Raw genomic sequence first — 12,925 nt, 5'->3', positions numbered from 1 at the left:
TTTGAAAAAGGCGGGAGACAAGGAGTATTTTGAAAATAAAAACAAATTAGCTTTCCTTCTCGTTTTCTTGTAAGTTATCAGCATCGGGAAGGGTGGGGTGTTCAAAGCTTTTAATAAAAGAAGCATAAGCAATCGTATCTTTAATAGGGTTTACATAAGATAATGGTTGACCTCGGTAGCTGAAATTAAATGTAATCCAAGCAAAATCTTTATTATTATTGGAAATCAGTTTTGCATTATGTATAAAAGCAGATGCGGCAATCATTGCATCTGGGCCTTTAATTTTTTTATTGGATTCTATTTTAGCTTTTCTGCGAATTTGAGCTGCTAGCTGTGCAATTTCACTTGTAACGTCTACAATCTTATCTGTCATATCGTAAATATAATGATTTTTTACTGCTTTGACTTGAGGATTTGTTTCTACTTCCCAATGCGACAGAAGTTCCATTTCTACCACGGTAGGCATTAAAAATTCCGTGTTATTTGAAATAAGTTCATTAATATATTCCACAACTTCTGGATAATTAAGCGCATGTGAAGCCCAAATGTTTGTATCAATGATTACTTTTTCATCCAACACAAATCGTTCACTCCTCTCTACTAGCCATTCGTACCAGCTCTTCTAACCCAGAAGGTGAGTAAAGAGCCGCAGATTCTGAAAGCTGATTGCTTAATAGAAGCTTTTCATATTTAGTTAATCTAGTTTTTGCAGATTTTATGAGCTTTTCTTGTGTGTCATTTAATGTTTTATCTTTTTTATCGTACGTGCGTAGAACTTTATTTTGAGGTTTGTATTTAAGATTTTTCTTCTGCATAGGGGGTGAAGAAGGTGGTTGCGGTAAGGGTTGTGTATAAATTTTTCCATTTATTTTTAGGTTAAAGTGCTTCTGAACTTCCTTGCTGTATGTTCCTTTTTGGTCATCTACCAAGCGCTGTGCTTTCATGATATCCCTGCCTTTTATATAAATTTATATAGTATATGTGATGAAGTTTTCTCTTACTATTCCTTTTATATAAAAAGATTAAAAAATTAGCTTCCGGGAGTTATTAACTTAACTAATGTTTGCCTGATGGGTGATAATCTCAGCGAATACCGGACAAAGGTTTAAAAACATGATATCGTGTAAGAGAAATAAATCAGTATAGGTTAGAGAAGGAACTACAAAAAAGGGGATGCAAAATGAAAACAGAAAAACAAAAAATGCTGGATGGAGAATTATATCTTTCCGCTGATCCGCAATTAATAAAAGAACGTGAAAACGCTCGAAGATTAACAAGGCTTTATAATCAAACAACAGAAAGGGAAGAAGAAAGACGTACAAACTTATTAAAAGAACTGTTTGGATCTACGGGAAATTCTCTTTGCATAGAGCCTGCTTTCCGCTGTGACTACGGTTCTAACATTCATGTTGGAGAAAATTTTTATGCTAACTTTGATTGCGTACTTTTAGATGTATGTGAAATAAGAATAGGAGATAATTGTTTTCTTGCACCAGGTGTACATATCTATACAGCAACTCATCCTTTGCATGCTCTTGAAAGAATTTCAGGAGCTGAGTTTGGAAAACGCGTAGAAATAGGAAATAACGTCTGGATTGGGGGGAGAGCCGTTATTAATCCTGGAGTGAAAATAGGCAACAATGCGGTAATTGCTTCGGGTGCCGTTGTGACAAAAAATGTTCCTGATAACGTGGTAGTCGGAGGCAATCCTGCAATTATAATCAAGCATATTGAAAATTAAAGAATAAACAAAGAGCTTTTGAATTGTAAAAGCTCTTTGTTTATACGATGTTTTATTGCCGATTTGGCTCGTCCTCATTTATAATGTTTTAGTTAAATGTAAAAATATACATATTTCCTTCCGAGATCATCCATACTTTATTGACAAAGGAAAATTAATCATGGTATATTATCTTTAATTAAAGATATTCAAATTAAAGATAAATAATAAATGATAAACTAGACGATTTGTCCGGAGGAATGTAGAATGAACCACTTAAAAGGAATACACCACGTAACGGCTATTACAAGCAGTGCAGAAAAGAATTATGAATTTTTCACATATGTGTTAGGCATGCGCTTAGTTAAAAAAACGGTCAATCAAGATGATATTCAAACGTATCATTTGTTTTTTGCAGATGATAAAGGCAGCGCCGGAACGGACATGACTTTTTTTGATTTTCCAGGTATTCCAAAAGGTTTTCACGGAACAAATGAAATTTCAAAAACATCTTTCCGCGTTCCAAATGATGCGGCTTTAGACTATTGGGTAAAGCGCTTTGATCGCTTAGAAGTAAATCATACGGGGATTCAAGAGCTATTTGGGAAAAAGACGCTTTCGTTTGTTGATTTTGATGATCAGCAGTATCAGTTAATTTCCGATGAAGGGAATCAAGGAGTTGAATCAGGCACTCCTTGGCAAAAAGGCCCTGTCCCTCTTCAATACGCTATTACAGGACTTGGTCCTATCTTTATTCGTATTGCCGAGTTTAATTACTTTAAAGAAATGATGGAAAAAGTCCTTTTATTTAAAGAGATTGCTCAAGAAGGAGACCTTCACCTATTCGAAGTAGGAGAAGGAGGAAACGGTGCGCAAGTAGTAGTAGAACACAATGAAAAACTTCCGCAGGCTCAGCAAGGTTTTGGAACTGTTCATCACGTTGCTTTTCGCGTAGAAAATCGACAAGCTCTTGAAGAGTGGATTAATCGAATGTCAAGCTTCGGTTTCCATACGTCTGGTTATGTGAATCGTCACTTCTTTGAATCGTTGTATGCAAGAGTGGCTCCGCAAATTTTATTTGAATTTGCGACAGATGGACCAGGATTTATGGGAGATGAACCTTACGAAACGCTCGGAGAAAAATTATCACTGCCTCCTTTTTTAGAGCCAAAACGTGCAGAAATTGAGAAGCTCGTGCGTCCGATTGATACAGTAAGAAGTACAAAAGAGTTTATGAAAGAATAATACACAAAAACACTCAAATAGCTATTTGAGTGTTTTTTTGCTTTTTCAAAGATGAATCAGCTTTCAAAACGCTAAAAAAGAATGTGTTTTTGATATCTTTTCCTTTTATATATACCTATCGCGAATGTTTGCTTAAAAACTGCCAATGTCCTACAAGGAAGGAGTAGGAGTGGGTTGTGCATAGCCTTCTTTATATTTTTCGTCGATGTCTTTGCGGATATCTTTTATTGATTTGCCTCGGTTATAGTCGAGCATAGCTTTAGCTGCAATTTCTATACACAATCCGCATTTTGTTCCATGATCATCCCAGACAACTGCTCCATTTCTTTTGTTTTTAAAAATAAAGCAGTCATAGCTGTTTTTGTGATTTGCTTCCATGCCACATCCGCAGTAGCAAGGGATTTTTTCAAGTAGTTCACGATTTTTAGCAACGGATAGATAAACTAGTTTCATATCTTTAGGCTGGTTCTTTAAAAACTGTGGTAAAACGTCTGCTCCCGGAGTCTCTTCGCGAATATCAGCAACTGCAGCTTTGTGATGTTCATGACCTGAATGTGCAGAAGAGTTTGTGGCAGAAGAAGTTGTTGTATTGTTTGAACAAGCGGATAATCCAATACTTGTAGCGAGAATCCCCAACAAAATAATTGATTTTTTCAATACAATTAACATCCTTTCATGTGAAAATAAATGATAGCTGCATCATACACGGCAGTTTATCTATGTAGATAATCAAACACCTGCTTGTTTATATCTAATTCTCTATAAGTATGCAGAGCGGTTATCGTGTATGATAGAGATGGACGAGGAAAAAATATGAAGCATGAATTTATCATAAGGTGCGTTTTGTAAGTAAGTGGACAGAAGGAAAAAGTGAACGGAGGTTAAACAGTAGTGAGTGAACAAAATCAACGACTTTTTGAATATATTTTAGAAAATTCAGCCTCTATCAGTGAAGAATGGCTGCGCCAAAGAAGTAATATTAAAGGATCGATTTACTCAAAGGACGCAGATGCTTCAGTTGAGAAAAAGCTGCGTGAGCAGCATCTTTATACGATCGAAACAATTGCGAGCGGCTTTCTTGACGATCAAGAGATTTTCAAACAACGTATGGTGAAATGGACGACGGAAGTAGTAAACAGCAGAATTAAATTTGATACGCCGATTTACGAGGTAGTAGAAGCGCTAAGCAAAACAAGAAAAATTATTTGGACGTATGTCAAAACATATAGTCTGATACATTCATCTATCACAAAAGAAGATATACTCTCTTGGAGCGAAGTTTATCATACAACATTTGATAAACTCCTTAATGAATTCTCCGAACAGTACTATAAAATCACAAGGCAAAAAATAAGTCTTCAGCAAGAGCTAATCGACGAAACGAGTTTTCCTGTCATTCCAATTGTAGATCACATCGCGGTCTTGCCTTTAGTAGGGCTTATTGATGAAATCAAAGGTGATTCAATTATCGAGGTTGTTCCAAAAAGATGTGCAGAAAAACATATAAGACATCTAGTCATTGACTTATCGGGTGTAAATTATGTAGATACGTATGTTGCGCACAAATTTTTTGATTTAATTAACATTTTGCAGCTGCTAGGCATCCATGCGATTATGTCAGGAGTGAGTCCTGACATGGCTCAGACGGCTGTTAATGTAGGAATTAGTTTTAATAAAATTGAAACGTTTGGACATTTAAAACAAGCTCTTTCTTCGCTTGGTGTAAAGAAAAAAGAAGAATAAAGTATAGAAATGCTAAAAAGAAACGGAACTGAAACTTTTGCTCTCAGTTCCGTTTCTTTTTGTTTGTCTACATTCTTCTGCATTCAAAATCTTGTAAGCATGCCTTACAAACTCCTTTTCACATGGGGACAAATGGAAGATACTAAGGAACAAATAAACGGCGGTTTTCTATGCCAAACGTTTCGTTTAGCTCAAGAATGGAGGTGTAAAGAGAAGAATAAGAGAAGTACATAATGAGATAGTTAAAGTCTTAGATAAGTACTGATAAGCCGTGTGATTAAGGAGGAGTTCTATGAAAATAATTTATCTTCTTTGCCTGCTTCCGTTTGTAGGAATATTAGGTTTATTGCCTTTTGTTAACAAAGTAACGCCATTTATTTTAGGAATGCCTTTTTTTCTCTTTTGGATTGTTATGTGGGTAATCCTTACGTCGTTTATTATGGGCATTGTGTACAAGCTCGATCCTGCTGTTAAAGGAGGAGATAAATAATGAATACCGCTCTAATTATTATTTTTGGTTTTTTACTTTTAGCTATTTATCTTGGAATTCGAGCTACGCGGGGCAAAAAAATGGATTTAGAACAGTGGAGCGTAGGCGGCAGAGGTTTTGGAACTGTTTTTGTCTTCTTTTTGATGGCGGGTGAAATCTATACTACTTTTACGTTTCTAGGTGGAAGCGCTTGGGCATATGGAAAAGGAGGACCAGCGTTTTATATTTTAGCCTATATTTCTTTAGCGTACGTGTTAGGGTATTGGATTGGCCCGCAAATATGGCGATATGCCAAGAAACATAAGCTTATGTCTCAGCCGGATTTTTTTGTTTCAAAATACAGAAGCCCGTTTCTTGGCATTGTTGTTTCATGCGCAGGGGTGCTGGCAATTGTTCCTTATATTATTTTACAATTCAAAGGCTTAGGTATTATTGTATCTGAAGCTTCTTATGGGTCTATCTCTTCAACTGCAGCCATTTGGATTGGTGCCATATCATTAACGGTTTACTTAATGATATCAGGCATACATGGTTCCGCGTGGACGGCTATTGTCAAAGATATCATGATTTTTATTGTTGTCTTATTTTTAGGAATATATATGCCGTTTCATTACTACGGAGGCTTACAGCCAATGTTTGAGGCTGTGCATCAAGCAAATCCAACGTTTCTCACTCTTCCCAAGACAGGTCTAAGTATTTCGTGGTTTATTTCTACAGTCATGCTGACCGTATTAGGATTTTACATGTGGCCGCATACGTTTAATGCAACGTATTCAGCTGAAAACGAGAATGTATTTCGAAAGAATTCTATTATAAGTCCTATTTATACGTTAATGTTGCTTTTTGTCTTTTTTGTAGGGTTTACTGCTCTTATGCAGGTACCTGGACTACAAGGCGCAGAAGCAGACTTGTCACTGCTTCGTCTTTCCATTCAAACATTTGATCCGTGGATTGTCGGCTTTATTGGCGCAGCTGGTTTATTAACAGCACTTGTGCCTGGATCGATGCTTTTGATGGCAGCTTCTACGTCACTGTCTAAAAACGTTTATGGCGTTCTTGTTCCTTCAGCGACGGGAAAACAAATTTCGATACTGGCTAAATGCTTCGTACCGGTCATTGCGCTTGTTTCAGTCTATTTTACACTTCATGGAGGGAATACGATTGTAACGCTTTTACTAATGGGCTACAGCATTGTGACGCAGCTATTTCCTGCTTTTATTTTTAGTTTAATGAAAAATAATATCGTGACTAAATACGGGGCATGTGCAGGTATTGTTGCCGGCGTTGCGTCTGTGATGTATATAACGATTACTGAAACAACGCTTGGCACGTTGTTTCCTGCGTTGCCACAAATCATTAAAGATACAAACGTCGGCGTTATTTCTTTATTTATTAATTTAGTTGTATTAATGGTGGTCAGTTTAGCAACGAAAAAAATCGCCGCACAGCCGCATTTTGAAAGCGGGGCAGTAGATGGAAAACAAATTTTGTGAAAATCTTTTTCCAATTGCGTTTTAAGAACATCATGAAGGGTATAAAAGTAGTGCATCACCAAAATGTTCAATATGGCTGCAAGACATAAGCAGCCTTCTCGATAAAATGTAACGATTGCGTTGTTTTTAAACATAGGTAACGAGTGTGAAAAGCAACAAGACGTATGCCACAAGCGGTGTACGTCTTTTCTATGAAAGATATTCACCTAAAAAAGGAGATGATAACATGACATCTGAAAAAGCATTTGAGCAAAAGAAAGATCTTTTAATGAATCAAATTATTGAATCGGGTTACTTTAAAGCAGAAGACGGGAGACATTTGTACGAATTGAATTTAAGTGAACTAGAACAAACGCATCACGATCTTCAAAGCCAAAAGGTAAGAGAAATATAATTAAAATCTCCCAGATTATTAGAAATTCAGCTGATTTCGTATATATGTGTAAACACCTGCTGTTCAGTTTGTTCCTCCGCGGCTTTTTGCTTGAAAGCAGGCACTTTTCTTTTTCTTCCGGTGCGTTTACAGCCTCGCTGTTTCCAATCATACTCCTCAAACATATAACTCAACACTTAAGAAATATGCGAATAAAAACAAAAAAAGCGCAGCTTCTGCGCTTTTTTTGTTGAGTTAAAAACGAGTGGAAGCCGCTGTTTTTTTAGGTTTGCTCATTGCTTTTTTTAATACTTCAGAAAAATAGGGATCTCCGCTAGGATTTTGCTGTCTTAGCAAATCAATGGTTCCTTTCACGTCATCCATAGCTCTGTGAGCATGCTCTCTCTCGATATTATGATGATCAAGAAGCGTTGTTAGTTTTTTATTAGGAAAGCCGTACTCTTTCCATTTGACAGCACGCATAGAGCAGTGCCATTTTTGGTTAAATAAAGATGGATAGCGTTTTAAAAGAAAGCTGCGATCGAAAGAAGCATTATGAGCGATGATAGCCGAAACGCTAGTTAACAGCGATTCCACTTTTTTATCGTCTAATGTTTTATTTTTGACCATCTCATTTGTAATTCCCGTTAAGTTTGTAATATACGGGAAAATGGGAGTTGAAGGCATATTAAATTCTTCATATTCTTCTACAATGTCGATTATTTCTCCGGTAGAAGAATCATAAGAAACAACAGCAATTGCTAGTTCGATAATATCGCATGTTTGCGCACTTAATCCCGTTGTTTCAACATCTAAAACGGCTGCTAATTTCACTTGTTCAGTTGACAACTAATCGCCCTCCCTTTCTATTTATCATTCTATTAGCTTATCATTTTTTAACAAAAAACGTTAGTAAAAACGATGAGGGAGCACGTGCATGGATTCATTTTATACGCCCACGCGGAAAAGGAATTTGCTTTTTTAAAGGAGATGACAATAGGAAAGGAGAATAGTAATATTTACTCATCTAAATTAAGTCTTCATTGAAAATAATGAAATGAAGGAAGAAGGGGATCGTTATCATGCAATTGCTGTATATGGTACTTTTTCTTGTCTTAATTTTTTGGGGAATTACATCTTTTATTCATTACAGGAATCAAACTATTAAAGTTCGTTTGAACAAGCATTATACGAATGCAGTAGAATGGATTGAAGCTGTTAAACAAGAGCTAGAAAAGCAAGGGAAATCCGTGAGTTATGAAGGGGATTTCTTGTTTAAAATTGATGAAAAGCCTTATGAAATCGCAGCGCGTAATATGTCTCTTTGGAGCATGTCGCTCTATTATATCTTGCTGCAGCGTCAAAAAGAACATTCTTAAATTTACTTGCATACGGAGATTATCACTTCTCGTCTACTGAGGAGTGATTTTTTTATCTTTACTTTATCCATAATAGGGAATTTTTTGTTTTTATATAATAGTAATACGAAAAAGATGGTTCTAATTTCCTAAAAAAATACGCTTCATATATTTTTAGTTTTGGTTATCGATTTGGCATGGAATTTGCATATGTAAGAAGGGTTTATCAGACATTTTAATTGTCAGGCAAAGAAAACTAGTTACATACTATAAAACTATTTTACATTATCTACTAGAATCAAAAAATTTTAATAATATAGTAAAATGTAGTTGACCTTCCTAGTTTTAGAATATAAAATAAATCTTGCTAATAGTTTGAAAATTCTAAAATGGAGGGGTTTACTTGAAAAGCTGGAAAAAGATTTTGGGGACATCTTTTCTTGCCACAACTGTTACATTAAGCGGAGTCGGGCCAGTACTTATGAATGGAAGTGCTGCTTCAGCTAAAACCGCACAATCGGAGGAACTTCCGAGTTCACCAATTGATATGAATACAGTACCGGAAGAAAGATTGGCTAACGCACTGAAAAACCAAGGAGTTATTTCTCAAAGTGCAACACCGCAAGAAGTGAAGAAAGCCGTTACTTCTTACATAAACAAAAAAGATGCACATAAAGAGAGCATGAAGGGACATAAAGCTAGCAAAATTGATTTGAAAGCGAAAGAAATGCAAACAAAACAAAAAGAAAAGTTTCAACGAGGCGAATTTGCTAATATTAAGTCTCAAGGAAACAATTCGGGGAACGGGGTAAACGTTAAACCTGCAGCTCAGGCCAAATATAACGGACAAGTGAGAAAAGATAAAGTTCTTGTTCTTTTAGTCGAATACGCAGACTTTAAGCATAACAATGTCGTTCAAGAACCTGGTTACATGTATGCAAAAGATTTTAATCGAAATCACTATCAGCAATTAATGTTTGGAAAGAAAGACTTTACGTTATTTAACGGTAAGAAAATTAAAACATTTAAACAATATTATGAAGAACAGTCTGGAGGTAGTTACACAGTAGATGGAACGGTTTCTGACTGGTTAACTGTACCTGGAAACGCAAAAGAATACGGAGCAGACAATCCAGCGGGAGGAAACGATAATGCGCCTGGATCTAAAGGGCCTCGTAATCTTGTAAAAGAAGCGCTTGCTGCAGCAGCAAAAAGCGGCATTAACCTTTCAGATTATGATCAGTTCGATCAATATGATATCGATGGAGACGGCAACCGCAATGAGCCTGACGGCATAGTGGACCACTTAATGGTCATTCATGCTGGAACTGGGCAAGAAGCAGGTGGAGGTAAACTAGGAAACGATGCTATCTGGTCTCATCGCTCTACTTTGGGACAAGTGTATAAAGTTCCTGGAACAAACATGGCTGCTTATGATTATACAATTGAACCAGAAGACGGAGCAGTTGGCGTTTTTGCTCATGAATTTGGCCATGATTTAGGTTTGCCGGATGAGTATGATACACAGTATACGGGGCAAGGTGAGCCGGTAGGCGTTTGGTCAATTATGAGCGGAGGGAGCTGGGCTGGTGAAGTAGCTGGAACAGAACCGACAAGTTTCTCCCCGCAAAATAAAGAGTTTTTCCAAGCAAATATGGGTGGAAACTGGGCAAATATTCAACAAATCGACAGCAAAAACATTACAAAATCGGGCTCAGTGAGCGTGGTTGATCAAAGCGTGACAAAATCTAAACGCCCGGGTATTGTAAAGATTAATTTACCTAAAAAAGCTGTTCAAGGGATTAAGCCTGAGTTTGGAAGCAACTACTACTACAGTAAACGCGGAGACGATCTGCATACGACAATGACGACGCCAGAGTTTGATTTAACAGCAGCGCAAACAGCTAAATTCAATTACAAAGCGTTCTATGAAGTAGAGGCAGAATACGATTACTTATATGTAAATGCAATTCTTCCTGACGGCTCAAAAGTTCTGTTAGATACAATTGGTGATAAAGCGAACAATGCAGACGGTTCTGCTGAAACTTCCGGCGGAAACTGGGAAGATAAAAGCTATGACTTAACGCAATTTAAAGGTAAAAAAATCAAGCTTCAATTTGAATACGTAACGGACGGTGGACTTGCCCTTCAAGGATTTGCTCTTGATAATGCCAGTTTAGTAGTAGATGGAAAAACGGTATTTACGGACGATGCTGAAGGAGCGCCAAAAGTAACGTTAGATGGATTTGAAAAGACAAACGGCATCAGCTATAAAGACAACTATTATTACCTTGAGTGGAGAAACTATGCAGGCAGCGATAAAGCACTTCAATTCGCGCGAGGTGCAAAATATAATACAGGCATGCTGCTTTGGTACGCAGATGAAAGCTACCTTGATAACTGGGTAGGACAGCACCCAGGTGAAGGATTCCTTGGCGTAGTTGATTCCCATGCTCATAAAGTTCTTTACTTTAATGTAAATGGGATTAGCACGACAGCAAATTCAAGCCGATATCAAATTGCAGACGCGGCGTTCTCATTTGATAAATCACCTGCTTGGTCATATTCCCATAAAACATGGGGAACTATTTCATCTAAAGGATCAAATGGAGTTACAAGCTTCAACGACAAAAAATCGTATTTAGATGAAAGAATTAAAGATGCAGGCCGCTTGCTTCCTCAAAACGGATTAAAATTAGACGTAATTGGTGAAGCAAAAGACAATTCAGCTGGTGCTGTATGGATTCATAAGTGAAATTAGACGTATTCAAAAAAGATCTGAAGAGCGTATTCTTCGGATCTTTTTTTATGTTAGGAAATCAAAATAAACTATGAGCTAAATAATCAAAGTGCTTAATACCGTTTAAAAAATAAAATAAAGGGAATTTTCAACAGTGAATAATTGTTATTATGTCATGAAATTCATCCATATAATCAATACTAATAGGTAAAGAAAATATTGAAAAGGAGTTCTAACTATGAGCTATCGTATCGAAAGAGATTCAATTGGAGAAATCAAAGTGGCAGAAGATAAACTATGGGGAGCGCAAACGCAAAGAAGTAAAGAAAATTTTCCAATAGGGATTGAAAAAATGCCGATTGAAGTAATACGCGCTTTTGCGGTTTTGAAGAAAAGTGCGGCTATTAGTAATCATAAACTAGGCAAACTATCAGCAGGGAAATCGGAAGCCATCGTACAAGCTGCTAACGAAATTATTGAAGGGAAATGGAATGAACATTTTCCTTTAGTGGTATGGCAGACAGGAAGCGGAACGCAATCAAACATGAATGTAAATGAAGTGATTTCTCACCGGGGAAACCAGCTAATAAATGGCGACGAAACGCTCCATCCAAATGATGATGTCAATATGTCACAAAGCTCTAACGATACTTTTCCTACAGCTCTTCATATTGCAGCTGTACTAGAAGTCGAAGATCAATTATTGCCTGCTCTAAAAACATTAAAAGAAACGTTCGCTGCGAAGCAAGAGCAGTTTAAAGATATTATTAAAATAGGAAGAACCCATTTACAAGATGCTACACCGCTAACACTAGGACAAGAAATTAGCGGATGGCATCATATGCTCGAAAAGAATGAAGAAATGATTAAACAAAGCGTAGAGTATATGAAGGAGCTAGCTATTGGCGGTACAGCTGTTGGGACGGGGATAAATGCACATCCTGACTTCGGCGATGAAGTAGCGAAAGAAATCAGCAGCACGCTTGGAAAAACATTTATCTCAGCACCTAATAAATTTCATGCATTAACAAGTCACGATCAAGTGGTTTATGCCCACGGTGCACTCAAAGCCTTAGCAGCTGACTTAATGAAAATCGCGAATGACGTACGCTGGCTGGCAAGCGGTCCTCGTAGCGGACTAGGCGAAATTACGATTCCTGCTAACGAACCAGGAAGTTCTATTATGCCTGGAAAAGTAAATCCAACTCAAAGTGAAGCTCTAACAATGGTTTCTGCACAAGTGCTTGGGAATGATGTGACGATTGGCATTGCGGCTAGTCAAGGAAACTTTGAATTAAATGTATTTAAGCCGGTTATTATTTATAATTTTTTACAATCAGTCAGATTGCTGACAGATTCCATGCAGGCTTTTAACGATAAATGCGCAGTAGGAATTGAACCCAACAAAGAAAAGATTCAGCATAATCTAGAAAATTCTCTTATGCTTGTAACAGCGTTAAATCCGCACATAGGGTATGAAAATGCGGCTAAAATTGCCAAGCTGGCTCATCAAGAAGGAACGACATTAAAAGAAGCAGCGGTGAAAACAGGCCTTCTGACAGAAGAACAATTTGAGCAATGGGTAAATCCTGCTAATATGATTCATCCATCAAAATAAAACAAGAAGCCAAGCAGGTCAGAATGCTTGGCTTCTTGTTTTAATAAAATAAACATTGTTCTAAATAAACATATAAAAAGAAATTGCGGATTAAAAGAAATTTTACACTGCCTTATACTAGATTCAAGTACATACAATTAGGGTA

The 12,925-nt window shown here is 37.0% G+C and carries 13 protein-coding genes; 9 read left to right on the top strand and 4 right to left on the bottom strand.

Annotation, left to right across the window (positions count from 1 at the left end):
- Positions 1-46: 46 nt before the first annotated feature.
- Both ACFX40_RS14690 and ACFX40_RS14685 read right to left on the bottom strand, forming a co-directional pair.
- A complete protein-coding gene (locus ACFX40_RS14690; RefSeq protein WP_098525065.1) occupies positions 47-580 on the bottom strand; it encodes a PIN domain-containing protein in 534 nt (177 codons plus the stop codon).
- Between the two features lie 7 nt (positions 581-587).
- Positions 588-944, bottom strand: a complete 357-nt coding sequence (locus ACFX40_RS14685; protein WP_028408567.1) for a hypothetical protein — start codon at positions 942-944, stop codon at positions 588-590.
- Between the two features lie 236 nt (positions 945-1,180).
- Here ACFX40_RS14685 and ACFX40_RS14680 point away from each other — a divergent pair, with 236 nt between their 5' ends.
- Positions 1,181-1,741 carry a maltose acetyltransferase domain-containing protein gene (locus ACFX40_RS14680; protein ID WP_028408566.1) on the top strand — a complete coding sequence of 187 codons (561 nt, stop codon included), beginning with the start codon at positions 1,181-1,183 and terminating at the stop codon, positions 1,739-1,741.
- 246 nt (positions 1,742-1,987) lie between these two features.
- Entirely contained in the window at positions 1,988-2,965 is a 978-nt protein-coding gene (locus ACFX40_RS14675) for a ring-cleaving dioxygenase (protein ID WP_028408565.1), read from the top strand.
- A 150-nt stretch (positions 2,966-3,115) separates the two neighbouring features.
- Here ACFX40_RS14675 and ACFX40_RS14670 read toward each other — a convergent pair whose 3' ends face one another.
- Complete coding sequence (locus tag ACFX40_RS14670) at positions 3,116-3,622, bottom strand: PCYCGC motif-containing (lipo)protein (RefSeq protein WP_013083117.1); 507 nt, start codon at positions 3,620-3,622, stop codon at positions 3,116-3,118.
- Between the two features lie 234 nt (positions 3,623-3,856).
- Between ACFX40_RS14670 and ACFX40_RS14665 the strand changes: the two genes are divergently transcribed.
- The 4 genes from ACFX40_RS14665 (at position 3,857) to ACFX40_RS14650 (ending at position 7,085) form a co-directional block, all read left to right on the top strand.
- Positions 3,857-4,708, top strand: coding sequence for an STAS domain-containing protein (locus ACFX40_RS14665; RefSeq protein WP_028408564.1), 852 nt, complete (start codon positions 3,857-3,859; stop codon positions 4,706-4,708).
- 292 nt (positions 4,709-5,000) lie between these two features.
- The gene (locus ACFX40_RS14660; RefSeq protein WP_013083119.1) at positions 5,001-5,198 is read left to right on the top strand and encodes a DUF3311 domain-containing protein; all 198 of its coding nucleotides are present in this window, start codon (positions 5,001-5,003) and stop codon (positions 5,196-5,198) included.
- Entirely contained in the window at positions 5,198-6,691 is a 1,494-nt protein-coding gene (locus tag ACFX40_RS14655) for a sodium:solute symporter family protein (RefSeq protein ID WP_377255374.1), read from the top strand. Before ACFX40_RS14660 ends, ACFX40_RS14655 begins: the two co-directional genes overlap by 1 nt.
- 226 nt (positions 6,692-6,917) lie before the next feature.
- Complete coding sequence (locus tag ACFX40_RS14650; protein ID WP_081732017.1) at positions 6,918-7,085, top strand: Fur-regulated basic protein FbpA; 168 nt, start codon at positions 6,918-6,920, stop codon at positions 7,083-7,085.
- A 234-nt stretch (positions 7,086-7,319) separates the two neighbouring features.
- Here the strand turns inward: ACFX40_RS14650 and ACFX40_RS14645 are convergent, their stop codons facing one another.
- Positions 7,320-7,913 carry an exonuclease domain-containing protein gene (locus ACFX40_RS14645; RefSeq protein ID WP_028408562.1) on the bottom strand — a complete coding sequence of 198 codons (594 nt, stop codon included), beginning with the start codon at positions 7,911-7,913 and terminating at the stop codon, positions 7,320-7,322.
- A gap of 233 nt (positions 7,914-8,146) precedes the next feature.
- On the opposite strand from ACFX40_RS14645, the gene ACFX40_RS14640 reads away from it, so the two are divergent.
- The 3 genes from ACFX40_RS14640 to fumC all read left to right on the top strand — a co-directional run bounded on the left by ACFX40_RS14640 (position 8,147) and on the right by fumC (position 12,780).
- Positions 8,147-8,443, top strand: a complete 297-nt coding sequence (locus tag ACFX40_RS14640; RefSeq protein WP_028408561.1) for a hypothetical protein — start codon at positions 8,147-8,149, stop codon at positions 8,441-8,443.
- A gap of 382 nt (positions 8,444-8,825) precedes the next feature.
- On the top strand, positions 8,826-11,177 hold the full coding sequence (locus ACFX40_RS14635) for an immune inhibitor A domain-containing protein (RefSeq protein WP_098967427.1): 2,352 nt from the start codon (positions 8,826-8,828) through the stop codon (positions 11,175-11,177).
- 223 nt (positions 11,178-11,400) lie between these two features.
- The gene (fumC, locus tag ACFX40_RS14630; protein WP_034266080.1) at positions 11,401-12,780 is read left to right on the top strand and encodes a class II fumarate hydratase; all 1,380 of its coding nucleotides are present in this window, start codon (positions 11,401-11,403) and stop codon (positions 12,778-12,780) included.
- The last annotated feature ends 145 nt before the right edge of the window (positions 12,781-12,925 follow it).

The organism is Priestia sp. YIM B13552, assembly GCF_042787775.1.
In the GTDB taxonomy this organism is placed as follows: Bacteria; Bacillota; Bacilli; order Bacillales; family Bacillaceae_H; genus Priestia; species Priestia megaterium_E.
This window is presented reverse-complemented; position numbering and strand designations above follow the sequence as displayed.